This is a genomic window from Variovorax sp. 160MFSha2.1, from assembly GCF_048305075.1.
GTDB lineage: Bacteria > Pseudomonadota > Gammaproteobacteria > Burkholderiales > Burkholderiaceae_C > Variovorax > Variovorax guangxiensis.
In genome coordinates this window covers 5524906-5548016 of record NZ_CP157624.1, presented here as the reverse complement: position 1 = coordinate 5548016, position 23111 = coordinate 5524906, and the positions used below count along the sequence as shown (strand labels likewise).

The following is a 23111-nucleotide window of genomic DNA, read 5'->3' as shown; positions in this document are numbered from 1 at the left end:
GCGGTTTCAACCGACCGGATCGCATGGATGTTCCTCAGGCTGGCGCGGTCGTCGTATCACCGCCTTCGGGCTGCAGCCATTCGCTTGCGTGGGTGCGCAGGGCGTCTATCTGCAGCCAGATCAGACCGAGTTCGGTATGGAAAGTTCGCGCCTGCGGGTCGGCGCTTTCCCCGCCTTCGGCTGCGGCCTGTGCCAGCGCGGCCCGCGCTGCGGCTTCATCTTCCGTGCCGCCTGTTGCATCCACCACGCCCTTTTCCAGCCCGGTCGCCAGCGCCTCCAGCGCCGCGATCGCCCCCTCGGCAGAGGCATGCAGCACCGCCATCTGGGCCGAATCGGGCAGCGCCGAGCGGTGGGCGCCCAGCGCTGACAGGTAGCTCAGCAGCGTGTGCGAGCGGATCAGGAAGCGCAGCGCCACCCCCGCGCGCGGCCTCACGTAGCCCGGCTCGCGGAACATGTCCGACACGGCGGTGGACAGCGCCGCATCCGCGTTGTGGTCGTTGCGCCGCGCCAGCCGGTAGTCGAGGTGGTCGCGCGCGCCGGTGCGGTACTGGCCGACGATCTGCCGCAGGTAGCCCGCGTGGCCGCGCATGGCGGCCGCCGCGAGCTCGTTGATGCGGCGGGCCTGCCAGTGAGGCAGCACCAGCAGCACCGCCAGCCCGGCGATGGCGCTGCCGATGGCGGTGTCGACCAGCCGCGGCAACAGCAGCACGCCGCTGTCGCCGACCTGGTTGAAGCACATCAGCACCAGCAGCGTCATCGATGCGGTGGCCAGCAGGTAGCGCGTGGCGCGAGTCGCGAAGAAGAGCACCCCCGCGATCACCGCGAGCACCGACTGCACCAGCGGCTGCGGAAAGAGCTGCAGCAGCGCCCAGCCCGCCACCACGCCGAGGGCGGTGCCGGCAATGCGCTGCCCCATGCGCGCGATGGTGTCGCCATACGTCTGCTGGCAGACGAAGAGCGTGGTCAGCAGGATCCAGTAGCCCTGCGCCGGGTGGATGACATGCATCACCCCGTAGCCCGCCACCAGCGCGATCGACAACCGCAGCGCATGCCGGAAGAGCGGCGATCGCACCGTGAGCTGCCGCCGCACCCGCTCCACCGCGTCGCGCCAGGAGCGTGGCGAGCGGTCGAACAAACCCATCTCCGTGCGGCCCGCGCGCGCCGAAGGCTGGCTGGCCCCCGCGAGCTGGCCATCGAGCAGCGCGAGATTGCGCGCCAGCGCCTCCACCGAGGCCAGCAGAACCAGCCGGGCGGGCGTGTCGGCCCGTGCGCGTTCGTGCTCGATGGCGCTGCGCAGATCGGCCAGCGCCTGCACGGTCTCGGTTCCCACCTCGAAGGGCTCGCGCCGCTCCACCGAATCGGCCAGCCGTTGGCAGGCCAGCCCTTGCAGGCCCAGCACGCGCTGGCAGCGGTAGAGCAGGTCGCTGTGGAAGAAGGCATCGGCCAGCGCGTTGTAGTCGTCGTGCGAGGAACTGGCGCGCTCGTGCACGTCCTGCGCGATCAGGTAAAGCCCCCGGTAGCGCGAGATGCGCCCAGTAGGTGCCCGCGCGCCGATGCGGCGGAAGATGCTCTCCTTGGCCGCGTTGAGCTCCGTCACCACCTCGGCATTGAGCTGCGCGAGCGCGAGCCGCTTGCGCTCTATGTCGATGCCGCGCAGCGGCTCGAAGAGCGACGCCTTGAAGCGCACGTAGTTGCCCAGCACCGTGAACAGCATCACCAGTCGCGCCTGCACGGGCTGCGCCGGAAAGGCCGCGCACCACAGTACAGAGAACACGCCGTACCAGGCGGCGCCCGCCACCAGCAGCAGGGGCTCGCGGCCGCGATGCGCCACGCCGTGCGCGCCCATGTTCTCGATGCCCAGCGTGGCGTACATCGCGAGGATCAGCGTCGCGTACGCGATCGCCTTGTAGCGTGCCTCCACGGCGCCGAGCATGGTGAGCCAGAAGGCCGCGAGCGCGAGTCCGGCGATGAACAGCAGCGGCATGCCGAAGGCCGCCTCCACCGCGAACGCGATGGCCGCGAAGCAGGCCAGCGTTACCACCTGCGCACGCAGCCTGCCGCGCCAGCTGTCGTCGGTCTCGGCGAGCGCGCTGGCGATGGCACCGAGGAAGAGGGGGATCACCGCATCGGCGTGGCCGCTCCAGGCGCAGCCCGCCATGAGGCTGCCGAGGGTGAGAAGGATGCGCACGGGCTGCGCGCGAGAGGCGAAAGACCGCAGCCGCTGGCGCAGCGCGTCGGGAGACAGGGGAAGCATGATGGGCCGATCTTGCACGATGCATGCCACGGCCATGTGGCGGGATGAGGCGCTGCGGGGTGGTCAGCGCCGGCTGCGCAGGAATCCGTGGCGCGGCGCGATCCACCGCACCTGTTCGTCGTCGGCCGTGGGCGCGTCAGAAGTGCCCACGAACAGCATTCGCTCCTCGACCAGCAGGTACCGGCGCGCCTGCGCATTGCCATCGTCCGGCAGCACGCGCAGCGTGGCGTCGCCGATACGGATCTGCTCGCCCGGTACCGGCACCACGGTGGCCGCATCGGAAGCCGCCTGCGTCGACAGAAGCCATCGCACACGCCCCGGCGCGGCGGCGGCAAGCGCCTCGGCATGCGCGGGGCCCGCGGGCGATGCGTCGATCAAGGCGCAATCGCCGCCCGCCGTTCCCACGAAGTAGCTGTGCACCAGCGTTCCCGATCCGTCGCCGGCTTCTCCGGTCACCCGCAGCACCCGCGCAGAAAGCCGCATCGCCAGTCCGGCCTCGTGCGCGTAGCGGCCGCCGCCTTCGCCATCGGGATCGACAAAGCCGACTTCCTCGTACGAAGGCTCCTCCATGTTCACCGGCCGCCGTCCCTTCGGACCGTCCGCCAGCCGCGGCATCGCGCGTGGAATGTGCTTCAGGCCGCGCGCATGCGCCATGAGCTCGCCCACGCATTCGAACCGCGCGAGTTCCAGCAGGATGCGGCGCGTCACGTTCATCAGCTTGAGCCCGCGCGCCGGGTCCACGGCATCGGCGGGACGCAGCCACATGTGCTCGACCGTCTCGCGTCCGTCGGGCTGCACGCTCTGCGACTCGGGCATGGTGGCGAGGAAGAAGCGCGTGTCGAAGCGGCGCGGCATGCCCGGCGGCGTGAGCCAGTGCGAGAAGTACGCGAGCCGGTCGGCTGCGAGCTTCCAGCCGTGCCGCGCGCACAGCGACAGCAGCGCGTCGGTGCCTTGCTCGGCGGCATGGCGCATTTCGGCGAGCTGGCCGGAGGGCAGGCCGTCCAGCGCCACCGGCCGTCCGACGTCGTCGGTCGCGAACAGAAGCCCGGCTTCCTCGAAGCATTCGCGGATCGCCGCTGCGTAGTAGTCCAGGCCGCCCTCGGGCACTTCGAGCCGTTCGCTCGCGGCCCGGTCGTCGAGGCCGCTGCAGCAGCCGTGCAGGCCGCGGTCGTGCGCGTCGATCACACCGCCCGGGAACACGCTCGCGCCGCTGTTCTGGTCGTTGGCCTTCTCGGCACGCCGCAGCATCAGCACTTCCAGGCCGGCACTTGCGTCGCGCAGCACGATGAGGGTGGCCGCCATGCGCACGGGGCGTGGCTGTGCGGAGGGGGGCGTGTCGTGCGTGGGGCTGGCTGTCATGCCCCCATTGTCGCGCCGGCCGGTGCTGCCAAGGTGACAGCACCGGCCCCGCGCTGTCACCCGGAAGACCGTGCGAAACGCCGCGCGCAACGTACCTTCAAGGCGCACATGCACAACACCGACTCTTGCTGAAGGACGCACCATGCATTTCGAATTCACGCCCCGGGTGATCGCGCTGCGCGAGGAACTGCTCAGGTTCATGGACGAGTACGTCTACCCCAACGAGAAGCGCCACGAGGAGGAACTCGCCGCCAACGCCCGCGCCGGCCGGCCGTACGCCGAGCTGCCGATGATGGCCGGCCTCAAGGCCAAGGCACGCGAGCGCGGTCTGTGGAACCTGTTCCTGCCCGAGTCGGAGCACGGCCCCGGCCTGAGCAACGTCGAGTACGCGCCGCTGTGCGAGATCATGGGCCGGCGCTACTGGTCCTCCGAGATCTTCAACTGCTCCGCCCCCGACACCGGCAACATGGAAGTGCTGGCGCGCTACGGCACCAAGGCGCAGCAGGAGCGCTGGCTCAAGCCGCTGCTGGCCGGCGAGATCCGCTCCTCCTTTGCGATGACCGAGCCCGAGGTGGCTTCCAGCGACGCCACCAACATCCGCTGCAGTATTCGCCGCGAGGGCGACGAGTACGTCATCAACGGCCGCAAGTGGTACATCACCGGCGCGATGAACGAGCGCTGCGAGATCTTCGTGCTCATGGGCAAGACCGACCCCGACAACGCCGACCGCCACAGGCAGCAGTCGATGATCCTCGTGCCGAAGAACACGCCCGGCGTGACCATCGTGCGCGACATGGCGCTGCTCGGCGTGTACGACCCGCCCTTCGGCCACCCCGAGATCGTGTTCGAGAACGTGCGCGTGCCGGTCGAGAACATCCTGCTCGGCGAGGGCCGCGGCTTCGAGATCGCGCAGGGCCGCCTTGGCCCCGGCCGCATCCATCACTGCATGCGCGCCATCGGCATGGCCGAGGCCGCGCTGGAGATGATGTGCCAGCGCCTCGTGTCGCGCACCGCCTTCCACAAGCCGCTGTCGGAGCAGGGCGTGTGGCGCGAGCGCATCGCCGAGTCGCGCATGCTCATCGAGCAGTCGCGCTGGATGGTGCTCAACGCCGCCTACCGCATGGACACCGTGGGCAACAAGGTCGCCGCCAAGGAGATCGCGATGATCAAGGTGCTCACGCCCAACAACTGCGTGAAGGTGGTCGACTGGGCCATGCAGGCCTTCGGCGCGATGGGCCTGAGCCAGGACACGCTGCTCACGAACTTCTACGCGTATGAGCGGCACCTGCGCGTGGCGGATGGTCCCGACGAGGTGCATCGCAACGCGATTGCGAAGCAGGAGCTGGCGGCGTACAAGTAGGAAGGAGCGGAAGCAGGGAGGCGGCCGCGCCGCTCAGCCGCGCACTTCCAGCGTCATCGACACCTCGGCGGCGCCACCGCGCGGCAGCGATGCGACGCCGACCGTGGTGCGGGCCGGCAGCGGCGCCTCCGGAAAGACCTGCCGCAGCAGCTCCGAGGCCGCGTCCATCACCTTCGCGTGCTCCGCGAAATCGCTGCCGGTCTGGAGATATCCGGTCAGTGCGACGATGCGAGCGACGCGCGCGAGGCTGCCCAGTTCCTCGCGCGCCGCGCGCAGCAGCGCGCCAACTGCGGCCACTGCCGCACGCTGCCCATGCGCCATGTCGTCCGCGCTCCGCAGCGGCCCGGCGATGACCTCGCCGTTCTCGCGTCCGACCATCCCGCTGGAATGCCACAGATTGCCTACCTTCGAGAAGGTGGCATAGGAGCCCGAGGGGCTGGCGCGTGCCGCTTCCGGCGGACAGAGCACGTCCAGACGCAGATCCTCCGAGGGCTCCCCGACGCACTCGCCGCCGACGCGACAGCCTTCCCGCGCGGCCGTTTCCGAAGGCAGGCCGACATGGATGGCGGATGGCGAGCCCATGGCCTCGCCCTGTCGCACCGTCACCGTCAAAGCCCCGTTGCCGACCAGGCCCAGGCGGCGCAGGCCCCACGCGAGCGCCGCCGCGGCGATGCCGGTGGCCGCATCTTCCGGGTAGCCGGACGATTTCGGAAACTGTCGCGCGCTGACCGTGCCGGCCTCATGCGCCGACATCGCGTACGGATAGAGCCCCGTGGAGCCCAGCCGCTCGCACAGCGACTCGACGCGCGCGAAGTCCACGCGCAGGCCATGCAGCTGCTCCATGTCCGCCAGCCGCACCAGCGTCTTCACGCGACTGGTCGCGGCATTGAGCACCGGCCCCACGATGCGCGCCGCATCGATGCCCAGGCACTGCGCGATCTCGTCGAGCAGAGCCTGCTGCGTCACTTCCTCCACCACCGCGCACGGCTGGCTGATCTGCACCGTGCCGTCGACGCGCTGGCCCGTCACGGTGCCGCTCCGCGTCTGGATGGCGACCGGCGAGCCGTCCCATTCGCCGCGCCGGTGCAGCAGCCACAGCGCGCCGACGGTGGCGTGGCCGCACATCTCCATCTCGTGGTTCGGCACGAAGTAGCGCATGCGCAGGGCGTGCGCGGGCGTTTCCGGCTTGAGTACGAAGACCGATTCGTGCCCGCTGCGCCGTGTGTATTCCTGCATCTGCGCGGCGGAAAGCACATCGGCATCGAGCCAGACCGGCGCGGGATTGCCACCGGCCTTCGGGTGGGCCCCCACGAAGACGCGGATGTCGTGAACGCTGGGGAAAGGAATCGTCGCCATCGTCACTCCGCCTTCGCGTTCACCGAGCGCGCGATGCCGCCCCAGAGCTGGATGTCGCTGCGGATCTGCGCCTGGAATGCGTCGGGCGGCACGGTCCACGGCGTCACGCCCTTGGACTGCATGTCGGCGCGCAGGGCAGAGTCGCGCATGGCGGCGTCGAGGGCCGTGCGCAGGCGCTGCACCACCGGCTGTGGCGTGGCCGCGGGCGCCATCAGTCCATACCAGAGCTGCGGCTTGAAGCCCTTGATGCCGGCCTGCTCGAAGGTCGGCAGCCCCTCGAAGCCGGCGGAGGATTCGCTGATCGCCAGTGCCCGCATGCGGCCGCCGCGCACCTGCGCCAGCAGCGAAGGCGGGTTGTCGAACAGCGCCTGGATCTGCCCGGCCATCAGGTCGGCCTGCGCGGGCGCCGCGCCGCGGTAGGGCACGTGGATCATCTCGATGCCGGTGCGCTGCTTGAAGAGTTCGCCCGCGAGGTGGCTCAGGCTGCCGTTGCCGATGCTGCCGTAGTTGAGCGCCTGCGGATGGGCCTTGGCGTAGTCGATGAAGCCCTTCACGTCGCGCGCCGCCAGCGAAGGCGTCACCACCAGCACGAAGGGCGTGGTGCCGATGGTGCCGATCGGCACCAGGTCCTTGACCGGGTCGTAGGGCAGCTTGGGGTACACCGCGTCTGCGGAGGCGATGGTCGAGGTGGTGGCGGCCACCAGCGTGTAGCCGTCGGGGTTCGCCTTGGCGCCGAAGCCCGTGCCCACGGTGCCGCCCGCGCCCGAGCGGTTGTCGATGATCACCGACACGCCGAGGGCAGCCTGCAGCCGCTGCTGCACAGAGCGGAAGATCACGTCCGTGCCGCCGCCGGCGGGGAAGGGTACGATGATCGTGACCGGCTTGGCCGGATAACCCGCCTCGGGGGCAGACCACGAGGCGGCGGGGCCGTACAGGATGCCGGCGGCTGCCAGCCCGAGGAGCGCGCGGCGGCGCAGTGCTTGGGGTTTCATGTTTCTTGCTTGCGGAAGTGGTGTTTCCCGATTCTGTTGAGCGTGCGCGAACGCGCGCGGCCGATTGCGACATGCACGAGTTCAATTGCGACAAGGAGTGCCCATGCACCTGACGAACACCCGGATACCGGCGCCGCGCCAGTCGCTGTTCGTCGAGCGGCTGTCGCACCACGCCACCATGGTCGCGAACGCCCGCGAGCGCTACGCCACCGACACCCACGTGCACGATTGCGACATGCTCTTCGTGCCCCTGGCGGGACGCTTCAGCGTGGGCAATGCGCAGGGCGGCGCGCAGACCCTGGGCCCCGGGCATTTCCTCTGGTTCGCTGCCGGCAGCGCGCATTCGACGACCACGCTCACTGCGGGGCAGACGCACATCGCGGTCTATGTGGACCCTGCGCTGTGGGCGACCGCGCTGCAGGCGCAGGGCGTCTCGGCGCCGCCGCAGGGCATGCGCGCGGGCAGCACGGCGCTGCGTGCGCTGTCGCAGCGGATGTTCGAGTCGGCGAAAGCAGGCACCGCCGAGAACTACGCGCTGTGCGGCGCGCTCGTCATGGAGGCTGCGCGTCTCGGCGGCAATCCGCTGTCCGACGGCGATCCTTCATCGGCGCTGCTGGTGGCCGAACTGCTGGCGGAGGCCATCGACGCCGACCTGTCGCAGCCGCTCTCGCTCGAAGCCTTCGCGCAGCAGCACCGCCTTTCGCGTCGCCAGGTGGAGCGCGTCTTCCGCGCGAAGTACGGCGTGTCGCCGCTGGCCTACCTGCAGCGCAGGCGGCTGGAGCGCGCGGAATATCTGCTGAGGAACACGCGGGATTCGGTGCTTTCCATTGCGCTGCAGGTGGGCTGGGAGTCGGGCTCGTACCTGTCCCGGATGCTGGAGAAGACCTGGGCGAAGAGCGCGACGCAGATCCGCGCCTCGAGCCTCGTCGACAACGGGAGCTAGCCCGCCGGCGCTTCCCAGGCGAAACCGACGCCGTACACCGACCGTATCCAGTCGTGCTCCGGCGTCACCACGCCGAGCTTGCGGCGCAGGTTCTTCACGTGGCTGTCGATGGCGCGTTCGGTCACGTCCACCGTGTCGTCGTAGGCCAGTTCGAGCAGGCGGGCGCGCGAGAAGATGCGCCCCGGGTGCCGCGACAGCACCTGCAGCAGCCCGAATTCGCGCCGCGTGAGGTTCAGCGGCGTGCCTTCGAGCGAGGCACGCCAGTGCACGTCGTCCAGCACCAGTCCCGGCGCGTCGCCCTGCGGGGACGCTCCCTGTGCGAGGCCCGGCGCGGTGCGGCGCAGCACGGCGCGCACCCGCGCCACCAGCTCGCGCGGCGAGAAGGGCTTGCACACGTAGTCGTCGGCACCCAGCTCCAGGCCCAGCAGCCGGTCGACTTCCTCGATGCGCGCGGTCAGCATGATGATCGGGTGCGCCGTGTGTTCGCGCGCGCGGCGCAGCACCTCGATGCCGTCGAGACGCGGCAGCATGATGTCCAGCAGCGTGAGGCCGGGCGGCGAGGCGACGATGCTTTCGAGCGCGCTCTGCCCGTCGGTGAAGAGTTCGGTGTCGTAGCCCGCGTGGCGCAGGTAGTCCTGCACCACCGAGGCGATGTCGGTTTCGTCTTCGACGATGACGATGCGTGTCATGACGTTGCTGCCAGTGGAAGGGTGATGGTCAGGCGCAGGCCGCCCAGTGGCGACGCCGACGCGTCGATGGTGCCGCCGTGCGCCTCGACGGTCGCGCGGCAGATGGAAAGGCCGAGCCCGGAGCCGCCGTGTTCGCGGCTGCGAGAGCTCTCGCCGCGGAAGAGGCGGTCGAACAGGCGCGGCAGCTCGGACTCGGGCACGCCCGGCGCGCTGTCGTCGAACACCAGCGTGAGGCGGTTGCCCGTCCACGCGCCTTCGACGATGACGTCGATGCGCAGCTCGCCGCCCTCGTCGGTGTAGGCCAGCGCGTTCTCCAGCAGGTTCATGAAGACCTGGTGCAGCCGGTGCGCGTCGCCCTCGATCACGGGCTGCGCGGAGGCGCCGATGCGGTCGACCGCGCGGCGGTCCACCGTGATGTTGCGCGCGTCGAAGCGGTCGCGGGTGTGGTCGAGCGCTTCCTTCAGCAGCGAGAGCGGGAACACGGTGGTCGCGAGCAGGTCGCTCTGCGGCTCGCGCATGCTGCTGCGCAGGTCGTCGACCAGCTGGCCCAGGCGGATCACCTGCCGGTGCAGCCGCAGCGCGGTGCGCTCGTCGAAGGTGCGCACGCCGTCCTGCAGCGCCTCGATTTCTGCGCGCATGGCGGCCAGCGGAGTGCGCAGCTCGTGGGCCGCGTCGGCCAGCCAGGCGCGGCGCGAGGCCTCCATCGTGTCCAGGCGCTGCGCCATGTCGTTGAAGGTGCGGCCCAGCAGCGCCAGTTCGTCGGAGCCCTGCACCGCGACGCGGGTGGAGAGCCGGCCGCGCGCCACGTCCTGCGCTGCCTGCGTGAGTTCGTCGATGGGCCTGAACCAGCGGCGCGCCAGGAGCCACGACAGCACCAGCGCGAAGCCGAGCCCGCACAGGCCGGTGAGCACGATCACGCCCGACTGCCGCGCGACGAAGGCCCGGTCGGCCTCGCTCTCCAGGCCCTGCATCGGCGTCAGCGCCAGGTAGCCGATGACGCTTCGGTCGCGCCGTATCGGTATGCGCGCCGCGCTCGCCAGGTCGCCCTCGGCGCCCACTACGCGCGCGCCATGCGCGTCGAGCAGGGCCAGCCGCTGGAAGATGGAGTCCGGCATCTCGCGCGGATCGCGGAAGAACCACGGCGGCGGCATCGTCGGCAGCCGGCGCGGCACCAGGTCGAGCTGCTGCGACTGCAGGCCGGATTCCGGCGGTGGCGGGGGTGGAGGCGGGCGGCCCTCGTCCTCGTTGTTGCCGTCGCCGGCATTGCCGCGATTGCCCTCCGGCGGCGGGTTGCCGCGCATGGCGCGGTGCTCGTACCAGGGCGGCAGGCGCCTTTCGTCGGCGCCGCCGGTGCCGTTGTCGAGCGCGGCGGCCAGCCGGCCCATCTGCAGGCGGCGCCATGCGTCTTCGTTGTCGTGCAGGCCCTTCCAGTCGCCGTTGGCCACGTAGTACTTCAGGAGGATCTGCGAGAGCCAGTCCATGCGCCGGATCTCGATCTCGGCCACGTAGGAGCCCAGCCCGCGCTGCAGCGCGATGATCGACAGGCCCGCGAAGCTGATCAGCAGCACGATCAACAAGGCGGCCAGCGCCAGGAAGATCTTTCTGGAAAGGGTCAGGTGAGGCATGGCTCGGAGGGGCAGTGCCGCATTCTGCGGCATGCATGGCGGGCGAGGGGAGGCGGGCTGAGGACGGCTGGAGGGGACGGCCACCGATCATCGCGGCCGAATGTGGAGGAATCTGGGAGGAAATCCGCTCGGGGATCTCCATCTTTTCTCCACCATGCGGCCCCAGCATGAGGCCATGAATCCGGAACCGAGCCTTGCGCTGCGAGGGGCGATCGTCGTGTCTTTCTGCCTCCTTGCCCAGGCGTGGGTGCTGCTGGTGCTCTGGGCCGAGGTCCGGGTCACGCGGCCGGCCGGTACGCAACTCACAGGCTCCAACGTTCACAGGGAGGAAGAGTGACAAGTCACGACGACACCGCCATCGGCCGCCGCGGCCTGCTGGCCACCTTGGGCGCCGCCACGCTGGCTGCAGCCTCCGCCCGGCCCGCCGGGGCCGCCACCGCGCTGAAGAAGCTGCTGCTGACCGCGCAGACCACCGAAGGCCCCTACTACCTCGACCTGGACCGGATGCGCCGGGACATCACCGAGGGGCTCGAGGGCGTGCCGCTGGAAGTGCGCTTCAACGTCTGCGACGCCACCGGAAAGCCGCTGCCTGGGCTGCGCGTGGACATCTGGCATTGCGACATGCAGGGCCGCTATTCCGGCTTCGGCGAGCAGGGCGACGACCGCTCGCTCGCCTTCGAGGGCAAGACCTTCCTGCGGGGCAGCCAGCTCACCGACCGCGAGGGCGTCGCCGCCTTCGCCACCATCTACCCGGGCTGGTACGCGGGGCGCACCACGCACATCCACATGAAGGTGCTCGACGGAACGCGTGCGGTGCTCACCTCGCAGTTCTTCCTGCCCGATGCGCTCAGCGAGTTCCTGTACACGCAGGTTCCGCTCTACCAGCGCACGCGGGTGCGCGACACGCTCAACAGCGTCGACGGCATCGCGCTGAAGGCCGGCGACACCGTGCTCGGCGCGGTGCGCGAGGAGCGGCAGCGCTATGTGGCCACGCTCGCGCTGGTGGTCGATCCGGCCGCGAACCCCGCGATCGATCGGCCGCCACCGCCTTCCGCGGGCGGCATGCCGCCGGGCGCGCAGGGCATGCCGCCAACAGGCGGTGCAGGAGGCGCAGGAGGCGCAGGAGGCGCAGGAGGCGCAGGCGGCTGGCCGCCCATGCATCCGCGCGCGCTGGCCGGCGCCGCGCGCCTCAAGGCGCTGGTGCCGCCGCGCACCACGAGCTGACGATCGGCCGCTCCGCGAAGCTGAAGCCAACGCCGTAGACCGAGCGGATCCAGTCGTGCGAAGGCACGGCCGCCGCGAGCTTCCTGCGCAGGTTCTTGATGTGCCCGTCCACGGCGCGCTCGTTCACGTCGAAGGCCTCGGGAAAGGCTGCCTCCAGCAGCTTGGAGCGGGTGAACACCCGTCCGGGGTCGCGCGACAGTGCCCGCAACAGCAGCAGCTCGCGGCGCGTGAGCGTCAGCGCGCGGCCTTCGAGGCAGGCGTTGCCGCGAGGGTCGTCGAAGCGCACGGCGGTCGAGGGCCGCGCCACGCTGTCGCGCCACTGTGCATGCCGGCGCAAAACCGTCTGGATGCGCGCCACCACCTCGCGCGGCGAGAAGGGCTTGCAGACATAGTCGTCCGCGCCCATGTCCAGCGCCAGCAGCCGGTCGGCCTCGTGCGTGCGCCCGGTCAGCATGATGATCGGGTGCTTGCCGCAGGAACGCACCTTCTCCAGCACCTGGATGCCGTCGATGCGCGGCAGCACCACGTCGAGCAGGGTGAGCGCGGGCGGTTCGCCCAGGATGCGCTCGAGCGCGGCCTCTCCGTCGCCGACCTGCTCGATCTCATGGCCCGCGCCGTGCAGGTGGCCCAGCAGCAGCGAGGCGCTGTCGTGCCTCTTGTCCTCCACCAGCAGGATGCGACCCATGGCCAGGACCCCCCGTGCTCAGAACGAGGTTCCGATCTGGAACTGGAAGCGCTGCGTGCGGTCGGCCGCGATGTTGTTCGCGGTGTCGGCCTTCTGGTAGATCAGCGGCACCGCGTAGGCCAGCCGCAACGGGCCCAGCGGGGAGATCCAGCTGATGCCGATGCCGGTGGAGGCGCGGATGCGGTTCTGCGCCTTCCACTGCGCGTCGGTCATGCTCGCGGTGCGGTCGGCGAACACGTTGCCCGCGTCGAGGAAGGTGTACAGGCGCAGCGTCTTGTCGTTGCCCGCGCCAGGGAAGGGCGTGCTGAACTCCATGTTGAAGATCGCCTTGCGCGTGCCGCCCAGCGCGCCTCCCGTGACCGAGTCGGCTGGGCCGAGCGAGTTCTGCTCGAACCCGCGGATCGAGCCCAGGCCGCCGGCGTAGAAGTTCTTGAAGATCGGGTAGGTGCTGTCGCCCAGCGCGCGCGCATAGCCCAGCTGCCCGTTGATGGCCAGCGTGTACTGCTTGGACAGCGGGAAATACTGCTGGTACTGGTAGTTGGTCTTGAGGTAGCGCAGCTCGCTGCCGACGCCCATCTCGAGGTTTGCGCTCTGCAGGCGTCCGCGCGTGGGAACCAGGGCGCTGTCGCGGTCGTCGCGCGACCAGCCCAGCGTGGCCGGGATGGCGATCATGCTCGACTTGGCGCAGCTCACGCTCGGCGCCGTGCCCGTGCACTTGAAGTAGTCGAGGTAGGCCTGCGGCGTGGCGGTGTACACGTACGAGCCGTCGACCAGCGTGTAGGTGCCGTTGGTGCCCGGCGTGAACGACCAGCGCTCCAGGCCGATGCCGAGGAACACCGTGTCCTGCTCGCCCACCGGGAAGCCGAATCGGATGGAGCCGCCGTCGCTCGCGAGCTTGTAGTTGCCGTCGGCCTCGTAGTAGGGCCGCGTGGTGGTGTGGAACACGTTGATCGTGCGCGAGATGCCGTCCTTGGTGAAGTACGGGTCGGTGGCCGTGAGCGAGATGGTGCGGTTGTACGAGCTGGTGTTCACGTTCAGTCCCAGGTAGTTGCCGCTGCCGAACACGTTCTCCTGCGTGATGCCGAAGGTCAGCGAGACCTTGTCGGTCGACGAATAGCCCGCGCCCAGCTGCAGCGATCCGGTGGGCTTCTCGGTCACGTTCACCGCCAGGTCGACCTGGTCGGGCGAGCCGGGTACGTCGACGGTGTCGACGTTCACGTCGGTGAAGAAACCCAGGCGGTCGATGCGGTCGCGCGAGGCGCGGATCTTGTTGCCGTCGTACCAGGCGCCCTCGTACTGGCGGAACTCGCGGCGGATCACCTCGTCGCGCGTCCTGGTGTTGCCGCCGATGTTGATTCGGCGCACATAGGCGCGGCGCGAGGCTTCCGCCTTGAGCACCAGCGTCACGCGGTTGTTCTGCCGGTCGATCTCCGGCTCGGCCTTCACGCGCGCGAAGGCATAGCCGAAGGTGCCGAAGTAGTCGGTGAAGGCCTTGGTGGTGGCGGCCACGTCCTCGCCGTTGTAGGGTTTGCCGGGGCGGATGGTCACCAGCGTCTTGAACTCGTCCTCGTGGCCCATGTAGTCGCCAGCGAGCTTCACGCCGGCCACCACGAACTTCTCGCCCTCGGTGATGTTGATCGTGAGGGTCAGCGTCTGCCGGTCGGGCGAGATGGCGACCTGCGTGGAGTCGATGCGGAACTCCAGATACCCGCGCGTGATGTAGTAGGAGCGCAGCGTCTCCAGGTCGCCGTTGAACTTGGTGCGCGAGTACTGGTTGGACTTGGTGTACCAGTCGAGCCAGCCGCCCGTGTCCTGGTCGAAGAGATCGAGCAGCGTGCTCTCGCTGAAGGTCTTGTTGCCGACCACGTGCACTTCCTTGATGCGAGCGGGCTCGCCTTCGGTCACGGTGAAGGTGATGTTCACCCGGTTCCTCTCCAGCGGCGTGACGGTGGTGATGACCTGCGCGTTGTAGAGGCTGCGGCTGATGTACTGCCGCTTGAGCTCCTGCTCGGCGCGGTCGGTCAGCGCCTTGTCGTAGGCCTGCCCTTCGGACAGCCCCACCTCGCGCAGCGCTTTCTGCAGCGCCGCCTTGTCGAATTCCTTGGTGCCCACGAAATCCACGTCGGCGATGGAGGGGCGTTCTTCCACAACCACCACCAGCACGTTGCCATTCACGTCGATGCGCACGTCCTTGAAGAGACCGAGTTCGAACAGCTTGCGGATGGCCGCGCTGCCGCGTTCGTCGCTGTAGGTGTCGCCGGCTCGCAGGCCCATGGTGGCGAAGACGGTGCCGGGCTCGACGCGCTGCAGGCCTTCGAGCCTGATGTCCCTGACGGTGAAGGGCTCGACCGCCCAGGCGGAAGATGTGGCGATGGAGGCAAGCAGCGCGGCGGCAGCTGCGAGTGACTTGGGAAACTGCATCGCCGCATGGTTCCCGCCAATGTCGGAGAAATTTGGGACTTTCTCCGGGCTGCCCCGGACCGGCCGGGGTCTTTACCTGCGGCTTACTGCAACCCCATTGCGTTCGATGCCGCCCATGCCGGCGCGGCGGCGGCTTCCGGCATCTGCGCGCTTCTTTCGCGGCAGTTGCGCAGGTGGTCCTCGATCGTCAGGCTGCCCTGTATCTCCAGCAGGCGCTCCACGGTGCGGTCGATGGCCCGCTCGTCCAGCAGCGGGTAGTTGCGCGCGAGGCGGCCGTTGTTGCGAACCAGGCGCGCGATGTAGGGCAGGTCCTGCTGCGTGATGACGGCCGCAGGCATCACGCCTTCCAGTTCGATGCCCTCGCAGGGCAGCAGGACGAAGTACTGCAGCCGCAACTCGTCGGACAGCAGGCTGCGCAGCTGCGTGGTCTTGCGCCCCCCTTGCCATGCGGGGTCTTTCACCTCGCGCGCGCTCTTGCCGCCGTGCAGGCGCAGAAACCAGCGCGGCGGCGACTGGTCCGATTTCTTGCGGTAGACGAACGCGTTGCGCCAGGCCTTGATCTCGAAGAGATACACGCCGGTCTCGCACACCAGCACCGCGTCGACGCGCGCGGTGGGCACCGTGTGGCCCTCCGGCATCGGGATGATGAGGTTGCGAAGAATGCGCAGGTACGAAAAGGTGGGGCTGAATGCGCTGGCGAGCTGCTGCACGCCCAGCGAGGTGGCGGTAGTGCTCGGCGGCAAGGCGACGGTCATGGAGGGCTCCTTCGATCGAGGGAGCATCGCGCCGCTTTTGGGAGACTTCTTGAACGAGGTGTTTCCTTCGGTGGAGCGCCATGGTTTGCGTGCAAACAACAGTTCTCCCAAAGCAATGGTCAATCACAAGATTCCTCCGAATTTGAACGGGACCATGCGTGTCTGCTGCTCGATGTAGAGCCGCTGCAACTGGAGAACCTGAATGAAGAAAACCCTCACGGCATTCGCTGCCCTGGCCGTCTGCGGCCTGGCTTGTGCCCAATCGTCCGTCACGTTGTTCGGCGTCGTGGACGCCGGCCTGACCTACCAGTCGACGACCTCGCGCGACACCACCACCGGCGCGTCGGTCAAGCAAAGCAAGACCAGCCTGGGCAACTCCGGCTACAACTCCAGCCGCATCGGCTTCCGCGGCACCGAAGACCTCGGCGGCGGGTTGGCCGCGAGCTTCTGGCTCGAAGCGCCCATCACCAACGACGACGGCGCCACCGGCATCTCCACCTTCGCGCGCCGCTCCACCGTGAGCCTGTCGGGTGGCTTCGGCGAGCTGCGCCTGGGCCGCGACTACACGCCCACCTTCTGGAACGACACCGTCTTCGACCCGTTCGGCACCAACGGCTCGGGCACCAACGTCATCAGCACCGTCAGCGGCAACACCACCCTCAACAACGCCAACTACGTGCGCGCCAGCAACTCGATCGGCTACTTCCTGCCGCCGAACCTGGGCGGCTTCTACGGCCAGTTCCAGTACGCGCTGCACGAGAACGCCAGCACCGACGCCACCAGCACCACCGCCGCCTCGAGCAGCAGCGCGGGCCGCTACGTGGGTGGCCGCTTCGGCTACGCCAACGGCCCGCTGGACGTCGCCCTGGGCGTGGGCCGCAGCACCGTCGTGGACACGACCGCGCTGCAGCGCAGCGTGCAGACCATCAACCTGGGCGCCTCGTACGACTTCGGTCCCGTGAAGCTGTTCGGGGAGCTGTCGAACGTGAAGAACAAGTTCGACTACGCGGCAGTGGCCGACACGCACGACAGCTACAACGGCTACCTGATCGGCGCGACGGTGCCGGTGGGCGCGGGCCTGATCCGCGTGGCGTACTCGCAGGTGCGCTACAACGAAGGCGCGGCCGGCATCACGGGCGAGGACCCGCTGGCGCGCAAGTTCGCCATCGGCTACGTGCACAACCTGTCCAAGCGCACGGCGCTGTATGCGACGGTGGCGCGCGTGAACAACCGCAACGACGTGAACTACACGGGCAGCCTGGTGTCGGCCAGCACCACCGGCTACGGCAGCACGGGCACCAGCTACACCGGCCTGCCGCGTTCTTCCACCGGCTACGACTTCGGCATCCGCCACGCGTTCTGATATCGAACGCGCGCCGCGCGGAAGGGAAGGGGCATGCACGCGCTGCCCTTTTTTTTCCGCGCGGCTTTTTCGTTTGCGCCTGTATTCCTCATTCCACACAACCAGCAGTGAGCTTCGACCGATGAACCGAGTCCGACTTCTCGCGGGCGTGCTGGCGGCCTCCGGGCTGGCCGGCTGCATCATGCTGCCCCCGCCGCCCATGCCCTATCGTCCGCCGCCGCACGGCTTCCGCGGCGAGGGACCGCCGCTTCCAATGCTCTTCGGCGATGCGCGCCGCCCGCCTCCGGGCTGGGGCGCATGCGAGGCCGGCCGCGCACCGGCGCAGGAGCGTTGCGCGCGCGACCTGCCGGGCGAACCCGCGCCGCAGCCGCCGGGAGCGCGCTGATGACGGGCGGAGGGCAGCTGCAATCGGGCAACCTCGGATTCATCATCGCCGCCGCGATCCTGCTGGGGCTCGGCGGCGTGGCCGGCATGATGTTCTCGCTGTTCGTCGCCAACCTGCGGCAGAGCGCCAAGGCGCGCGAACTCGCCGCGCAGGCCCGCGGGGAAGCGCGGCAGCGCATGAGCGCGAGCCGCGCGCAGGACATCGGTGCGCTGCTCGGCGCCGCCTCGGCCCAGGCCGACGGCAAGGCCATCCGCCTCGACATCCAGCTGCCGCAGGAAGCGGTGCGCGTGTTCGCGATCGAGGCCGAGCTGCGCGAGCTGCTCGCGAAGGTCACGGCCTACGCGGCCAGCGTGATGCGCGCCGGCGCGACGCTGCAGGTGTCCGCGCATGCCGATGGCGAGCAGGCGGTAGTCCACTGGCGAGACCTCGATGCAGTCGATGCCCATCCGCCGCTCGCGAGGTTCTTCGACGGCAGGCTCCCGGCCGCAATGGCGGCCAGCGCCAAGGCCTGCGAGCGCATCGCCGGCCACCATGGCGGGCGCATCTACTCGGCGCCGCATGGCGGCGGCGTGCTGGGGCTCACGCTGCGCCTGCCGCTGCTGCGGGCCTGAGCGCGGCTTTCGAACATGGACAAACGGTAATGATGGGGCAGCGCTTTCTCTGATCCAATGGCGGCTAGGATGGCCCCGGCGGCGCCCGCGTGAACGTGACGATGGGCGCCGGCCGACCCCGTCGCCATGAGCATCATCAGAACGCAGCCTCTTCCCCGTCTTCATCCTCCGTCGCCAGCCTCCATCGCCGCTCCCTGCCGGAGCGCCGCGCAGGGGTGCTAGGCCCCACCGCCATGTGGCGCTGCCTCATCGTCGAGGACGACGCCGACAACGCGCGCTACATCGCCGACGGCTTTCGCTCGCTCGGCCACGTGGCGGTGATCAGCCGCGACGGCGCCGACGCGCTCGCTCGCGCCACCGGCGAGCAGTGGGACATCGTCATCCTCGACCGCATGCTGCCCAACGAGGTGGACGGCCTCTCGATCCTCTCGACCATGCGCGCGCTCGGCAAGAAGACGCCGGTGCTGGTGCTCAGCGCGCTGAATGCGCTCGACGAGCGCGTGCGCGGGCTCAAGGCCGGCGGCGACGACTACCTGGCCAAGCCCTTCGCTTTCTCGGAGCTTGCAGCGCGCGCCGAAGCGCTGGTACGGCGCTCCCGCACCGGGCCCGAGATACGCATGCTGCAGATCGCCGACCTCACGCTCGACCTCACGCGCCGCCATGTCGAGCGCGGCGGCCGGGCCATCGCGCTGCAGCCGCGCGAGTTCAGGCTGCTGGCCTATCTCATGATGCATCCGGGCCAGGTGGTCACGCGCACCATGCTGCTGGAGGCGGTGTGGGACTACCAGTTCGATCCGCAGACCAACGTGATCGACGTGCAGGTCAGCCGGCTGCGCGGCAAGCTCGACGCGGGCGGCGCCCCCACGCTGATCCACACCGTGCGCGGCGTGGGCTACACGCTGGCAGCGCCGCAATGACCGCGGCTCTGCGCCGGCTATGGCGCTCGGTCGGCTTCCGGCTCGCCTTCTACTACGGGCTGCTGGTGGCGATCACCATGCTGGCGGCGCTGGCCATCGTCTACATGCAGACGGTGGGCGTGCTGCAGCAGCGCATGGTGCGGCAGGTGGCCGCGAGCATGCAGCAGCTGATGGTGCGCTACGACGCGCGCGGCGCCGACGGCGTGGCCGGGGAGATCGCGAATGCGCTCTCCGACGGCCGCAACTCCGACAACGAGATCTACCTGCTGACCGACCGCGAAGGCCGCAAGCTCGCGGGCAACCTCGACCAGATGCCATCGCAGGCCCCCGATGCAGGCGACGGCGTGCACCGCCGCGTGGTGCGCACGGGACAGACCGTCATCGCGTATCTGGTGATGCGTCCGCTGCCCGATGGCGGCCTGCTGGTGGTGGGGCACGACCTGCGCGACCAGGAGTCCATCGAATCGCTGGTGGCCAGCGCCAGCGCGGCGGCGGGCATCGTGGCGGTGCTGCTGCTGATCGGCGGCACCTTCGTTTTCCGCCAGGAGCTGGAGCGCAGCGTGGGCGCGGTGCGGCGCACGGCGGCGCGCATCGCCGAGGGCGAGCTGCAGGAGCGCGTGGAGCCTTCGGGCGAGGAAGACGAGTTCGCGCTGCTGGAGCACGACATCAACGCGATGCTCGACCGCATCCAGTCGCTGATGGACGGCGTTCGCCACGTCTCCAACACCATCGCGCACAACCTGCGCACCCCGCTCACGCGCGTGCTGGTGCGGCTGCGCGCGGTGGAAGCAGGGCTCGATGCGGGCGACCCGCAGCGCGAGGCCGTGAGCACCGCCATCCGCGAACTGGAGGAGCTGGCCGTGGTTTTCGAGAAGCTGCTGCAGATCGCCGAGGTGGAAGCCGGCGCGCGGCGGCAGCAGTTCGCGCCGGTGGCGCTGCACGTCATCGCCGACGACGTGGCGGAGCTCTACGAGGCCGTGGCCGAGCTGCGCGGCATTGTGCTGCTGCGCGAGCCCGCCGACATGGCCGGGGCGCTGGGCGACCGCGACCTGCTGGCTGGCGCGGCCGCCAACCTGCTCGACAACGCGCTGAAGTACGCCGGCACCGGCGCCACCGTACGCATAGGCACGCACACGGTGGACGGCAGGGCGCAGCTCTTCGTGCAGGACGACGGGCCGGGCATTCCGCAGGCCGAGCACGAACGCATCGGCGTGCGCTTCCACCGGCTCGACCGCAGCGTGCCGGGTCACGGGCTGGGCCTTGCGAGCGTGCTGGCGGTGGTGGCGCTGCATGGCGGGCGGCTCGATTTCGCGGACGCGAAACCGGGCCTGCGCGCATGCATCGACCTGCCGATGGCGGACGGCTGAGCGGGCGCCTTCGTTCCCGACATTGCCGAATGGCAATGTTCTGTTCATGCACAGCGGGGCCGTGAATTCCTAGGATCGAACGAGCGCACATACCGTGCGGATCAACGCAGTTCCTTCCAGGAGACATCAACGGTGAGAATCAAGAGTCAGAGAGACTTCTGCTCGGGCGTGCTCTTCAGCGCCTTCGGCGTGGCCTTCGCATGGGGCGCCACCACATACAACGTCGGCACCGGCGCTCGCATGGGGCCGGGCTACTTTCCCCTGATCGTGGGCATCCTCATCGCGCTGATGGGCGTGCTCATCACGCTCAAGGCGCTGGCCGTGGAGACGGAAGACGGCGAGCCCATCGGGCGCATCGCATGGAAGCCTCTGGTCTTCATCATCGGCGCGAACCTGATGTTCGGCGTGCTGCTGGGCGGCCTGCCGGGCATCGGGCTGCCGTCGATGGGACTCATCGTCGCCATCTACGCGCTCACCTTCATCGCCAGCCTCGCGGGCGACAACTTCGGCTGGAAGGGCGTGACCATCCTCGCCACCATCCTCGCGCTCGGCAGCTACCTGGCCTTCGTGGTCGCGCTGAAGCTGCAGTTCCAGGTGTGGCCGACCTTCATCTCGGGCTGATCCGCGGCAAAGAAGACACAAGAACAAGACACAAGAACAAGACAAGAAAAATGGACCTGATCACCAATCTCTCGATCGGCTTCGGCGTCGCCTTCACGGCGCAGAACCTCGTCTATGCCTTCGTGGGCTGTTTGCTGGGCACGCTGATCGGCGTGCTGCCGGGCATCGGCCCCGTGGCGACCATTGCGATGCTGCTGCCTGCCACCTATGCGCTGCCGCCGGTGTCGGCTCTCATCATGCTGGCCGGCATCTACTACGGTGCGCAGTACGGTGGCTCCACCACGGCCATTCTGGTCAACCTGCCGGGCGAATCCTCGTCGGTGGTGACAGTGATCGACGGCTACCAGATGGCGCGCAAGGGGAGGGCCGGCCCGGCGCTCGCCGCTGCCGGCCTGGGCTCGTTCTTCGCGGGCTGCGTGGGCACGCTGATCCTGGCCGCCTTCGCGCCGCCGCTGACCGAGCTGGCCTTCAAGTTCGGCCCGGCCGAATACTTCTCGCTGATGATCCTGGGCCTGATCGGCGCCGTGGTGCTGGCCTCGGGTTCGCTGCTGAAGGCCATCACGATGATCCTGCTGGGCCTCGCGCTCGGCCTCGTCGGCACCGACGTGAACTCGGGCGTGGCGCGCTACAGCTTCGACATCCCGGAACTCACCGACGGTATCGGCTTCATCGCCATCGCGATGGGCGTGTTCGGCTACGGCGAGATCATCGCCAACCTGGCGGTGCCCGAGCATGAGCGCGAAGTGTTCACCGCCAAGGTGAAGGGCCTGTGGCCCACCAGGCAGGACTTCAAGGACATGACGCCCGCCGTGCTGCGCGGCACGGCCCTGGGCTCGGCATTGGGCATCCTGCCCGGCGGCGGCGCGCTGCTGTCGGCCTTCGCGGCCTACACCATCGAGAAGAAGATCAAGCTCAAGCAGGGCGAGATGGCCTTCGGCAAGGGAAACATCCGCGGCGTGGCGGGCCCCGAGTCGGCCAACAACGCTGGTGCGCAGACTTCCTTCATTCCGCTGCTGACGCTGGGCATTCCGCCCAATGCAGTGATGGCGCTGATGGTCGGGGCCATGACCATCCACAACATCCAGCCGGGCCCGCAGGTGATGACCAGCAACCCCGAGCTGTTCTGGGGCCTGATCGCCTCGATGTGGATCGGCAACCTGATGCTGATCGTGCTGAACCTGCCGATGATCGGTATCTGGATCAAGCTGCTGACCATTCCCTACAAGTGGCTCTTCCCGTCGATCGTGCTGTTCTGCGCGGTGGGCGTCTACTCGGAGAACAACAACACCTTCGACGTGTGGATGGTGGCGATCTTCGGCATCGTGGGCTACCTGTTCCTCAAGCTGAAGTGCGAGCCCGCGCCGCTGCTGCTGGGCTTCATCCTCGGGCCGATGATGGAAGAGAACCTGCGCCGGGCGCTGCTGCTGTCGCGTGGCGACTGGAGCGTGTTCGTGATGCGGCCGCTGTCGGCGGGCCTGCTGGTCGCCGCCGCGCTGCTGCTGATCGTGGTGCTGCTGCCTTCGGTGAAGGCCAAGCGCGAAGAGGCCTTCGTCGAGGACTGACGGACAGGGGAGAGGGCGGCTGGTCGGAACTCCGCGCGATACTTGCGGTCCCACGCTGCCGCCGCCTTTCCTCTGTCCGATGCCCGACGTGCGACTTCCTTCCTTCTCGATCCTTCTTCGCTCGCTCGCCCTGAGCGCGACCCTTCTCACCGCAGGCGCCCTGCACGCGCAGGCCCTGCCGCCCGGCGTGCGGCTGGGCATGTCGGCCGAGGAACTGCAGACCGCGCTGCCCACCGCCGAGCGCATGCCGAGGCCGCAGCGCCTGGGCGGCGGCCTCGTCGGCTCGTGGCGCGCGGCGCCTGTGGAGATGGCCGGCCTGCTGTTCGAGCCGACCTTCTTCTTCGCGGCCTCGGAACTGCGGCGCGTCGAGTACGTGGCCTCGGCCCAATCCACGCCCGACGGCGGCTCGGCGGCCTTCGCGGCGCTGGTGCAGTGGGGCCGGGGCGTTTTCGGCAACGAGCTGGCGTCGCGCGACCCCGGCAGCGCGTACGCCGCATGGGCGAGCAACGACACCGACATCTACGTGCAGCAGCAGGCCGGCGATCCGCGCAGGGCGAGCGTGCGGCTGGTCTACAAGGCGCGGCAGCTGCGCGACGGCAGCGAGCTCTGAGCGCGGCTTTCG

Annotated in this window: 21 protein-coding genes; 12 read left to right on the top strand and 9 right to left on the bottom strand. The window is 69.2% G+C overall.

Annotated features, from left to right (window positions below):
* Nucleotides 1-34 precede the first annotated feature (34 nt).
* A complete protein-coding gene (gene yccS, locus ABL838_RS25380; protein WP_418122458.1) occupies nt 35-2254 on the bottom strand; it encodes a YccS family putative transporter in 2220 nt (739 codons plus the stop codon).
* A 63-nt stretch (nt 2255-2317) separates the two neighbouring features.
* Complete coding sequence (locus tag ABL838_RS25375) at nt 2318-3613, bottom strand: NUDIX hydrolase (protein WP_418122456.1); 1296 nt, start codon at nt 3611-3613, stop codon at nt 2318-2320.
* A gap of 142 nt (nt 3614-3755) precedes the next feature.
* Here ABL838_RS25375 and ABL838_RS25370 point away from each other — a divergent pair, with 142 nt between their 5' ends.
* Entirely contained in the window at nt 3756-4973 is a 1218-nt protein-coding gene (locus ABL838_RS25370; RefSeq protein WP_418122454.1) for an acyl-CoA dehydrogenase family protein, read from the top strand.
* Nucleotides 4974-5006: 33 nt separating this feature from the next.
* On the opposite strand, the gene ABL838_RS25365 is transcribed toward ABL838_RS25370, so the two are convergent.
* Together ABL838_RS25365 and ABL838_RS25360 are read right to left on the bottom strand one after the other, a co-directional pair.
* Nucleotides 5007-6329 carry a PhzF family phenazine biosynthesis isomerase gene (locus ABL838_RS25365; protein WP_418122453.1) on the bottom strand — a complete coding sequence of 441 codons (1323 nt, stop codon included), beginning with the start codon at nt 6327-6329 and terminating at the stop codon, nt 5007-5009.
* Between the two features lie 2 nt (nt 6330-6331).
* Complete coding sequence (locus ABL838_RS25360) at nt 6332-7321, bottom strand: Bug family tripartite tricarboxylate transporter substrate binding protein (protein WP_418122452.1); 990 nt, start codon at nt 7319-7321, stop codon at nt 6332-6334.
* 103 nt (nt 7322-7424) lie between these two features.
* Here ABL838_RS25360 and ABL838_RS25355 point away from each other — a divergent pair, with 103 nt between their 5' ends.
* Complete coding sequence (locus ABL838_RS25355; protein WP_418122451.1) at nt 7425-8264, top strand: helix-turn-helix domain-containing protein; 840 nt, start codon at nt 7425-7427, stop codon at nt 8262-8264.
* On the opposite strand, the gene ABL838_RS25350 is transcribed toward ABL838_RS25355, so the two are convergent.
* Nucleotides 8261-8953 carry a response regulator gene (locus ABL838_RS25350; RefSeq protein WP_369660969.1) on the bottom strand — a complete coding sequence of 231 codons (693 nt, stop codon included), beginning with the start codon at nt 8951-8953 and terminating at the stop codon, nt 8261-8263. The genes ABL838_RS25355 and ABL838_RS25350 overlap by 4 nt on opposite strands.
* Entirely contained in the window at nt 8950-10578 is a 1629-nt protein-coding gene (locus ABL838_RS25345) for an ATP-binding protein (protein WP_418122450.1), read from the bottom strand. The genes ABL838_RS25350 and ABL838_RS25345 overlap by 4 nt, the downstream gene beginning before the upstream one ends.
* Nucleotides 10579-10753: 175 nt before the next feature.
* On the opposite strand from ABL838_RS25345, the gene ABL838_RS25340 reads away from it, so the two are divergent.
* Both ABL838_RS25340 and ABL838_RS25335 read left to right on the top strand, forming a co-directional pair.
* Nucleotides 10754-10915 (top strand): hypothetical protein, encoded by a 162-nt coding sequence (locus ABL838_RS25340; RefSeq protein ID WP_418122448.1) that lies wholly within the window; start codon nt 10754-10756, stop codon nt 10913-10915.
* The gene (locus tag ABL838_RS25335; RefSeq protein WP_418122447.1) at nt 10912-11802 is read left to right on the top strand and encodes an intradiol ring-cleavage dioxygenase; all 891 of its coding nucleotides are present in this window, start codon (nt 10912-10914) and stop codon (nt 11800-11802) included. The genes ABL838_RS25340 and ABL838_RS25335 overlap by 4 nt, the downstream gene beginning before the upstream one ends.
* Here ABL838_RS25335 and ABL838_RS25330 read toward each other — a convergent pair.
* The 3 genes from ABL838_RS25330 to ABL838_RS25320 all read right to left on the bottom strand — a co-directional run bounded on the left by ABL838_RS25330 (nt 11768) and on the right by ABL838_RS25320 (nt 15663).
* The gene (locus ABL838_RS25330; RefSeq protein WP_418122446.1) at nt 11768-12487 is read right to left on the bottom strand and encodes a response regulator; all 720 of its coding nucleotides are present in this window, start codon (nt 12485-12487) and stop codon (nt 11768-11770) included. The genes ABL838_RS25335 and ABL838_RS25330 overlap by 35 nt on opposite strands.
* Nucleotides 12488-12505: 18 nt before the next feature.
* A complete protein-coding gene (bamA, locus tag ABL838_RS25325) occupies nt 12506-14908 on the bottom strand; it encodes an outer membrane protein assembly factor BamA (protein ID WP_418122445.1) in 2403 nt (800 codons plus the stop codon).
* Nucleotides 14909-14991: 83 nt separating this feature from the next.
* A complete protein-coding gene (locus ABL838_RS25320) occupies nt 14992-15663 on the bottom strand; it encodes a nuclease-related domain-containing protein (protein ID WP_418122443.1) in 672 nt (223 codons plus the stop codon).
* Nucleotides 15664-15865: 202 nt separating this feature from the next.
* On the opposite strand from ABL838_RS25320, the gene ABL838_RS25315 reads away from it, so the two are divergent.
* From ABL838_RS25315 to ABL838_RS25280, 8 genes are all read left to right on the top strand, one after another.
* Nucleotides 15866-17026 (top strand): porin, encoded by a 1161-nt coding sequence (locus tag ABL838_RS25315; protein WP_184642193.1) that lies wholly within the window; start codon nt 15866-15868, stop codon nt 17024-17026.
* 121 nt (nt 17027-17147) lie between these two features.
* Nucleotides 17148-17411: a hypothetical protein gene (locus tag ABL838_RS25310; RefSeq protein ID WP_369660976.1), complete on the top strand. Its 264-nt coding sequence runs from the start codon at nt 17148-17150 to the stop codon at nt 17409-17411.
* Nucleotides 17411-18022, top strand: coding sequence for an ATP-binding protein (locus ABL838_RS25305; protein WP_418122442.1), 612 nt, complete (start codon nt 17411-17413; stop codon nt 18020-18022). Before ABL838_RS25310 ends, ABL838_RS25305 begins: the two co-directional genes overlap by 1 nt.
* Nucleotides 18023-18255: 233 nt before the next feature.
* On the top strand, nt 18256-18939 hold the full coding sequence (locus ABL838_RS25300; protein WP_418122440.1) for a response regulator transcription factor: 684 nt from the start codon (nt 18256-18258) through the stop codon (nt 18937-18939).
* Nucleotides 18936-20306 (top strand): sensor histidine kinase, encoded by a 1371-nt coding sequence (locus ABL838_RS25295; protein WP_418122439.1) that lies wholly within the window; start codon nt 18936-18938, stop codon nt 20304-20306. Before ABL838_RS25300 ends, ABL838_RS25295 begins: the two co-directional genes overlap by 4 nt.
* A gap of 132 nt (nt 20307-20438) precedes the next feature.
* Nucleotides 20439-20927 carry a tripartite tricarboxylate transporter TctB family protein gene (locus ABL838_RS25290; RefSeq protein WP_369660979.1) on the top strand — a complete coding sequence of 163 codons (489 nt, stop codon included), beginning with the start codon at nt 20439-20441 and terminating at the stop codon, nt 20925-20927.
* Between the two features lie 50 nt (nt 20928-20977).
* Complete coding sequence (locus ABL838_RS25285) at nt 20978-22489, top strand: tripartite tricarboxylate transporter permease (RefSeq protein ID WP_184642187.1); 1512 nt, start codon at nt 20978-20980, stop codon at nt 22487-22489.
* A 79-nt stretch (nt 22490-22568) separates the two neighbouring features.
* Nucleotides 22569-23099 (top strand): hypothetical protein, encoded by a 531-nt coding sequence (locus tag ABL838_RS25280; RefSeq protein ID WP_418122437.1) that lies wholly within the window; start codon nt 22569-22571, stop codon nt 23097-23099.
* Nucleotides 23100-23111 lie beyond the last annotated feature (12 nt).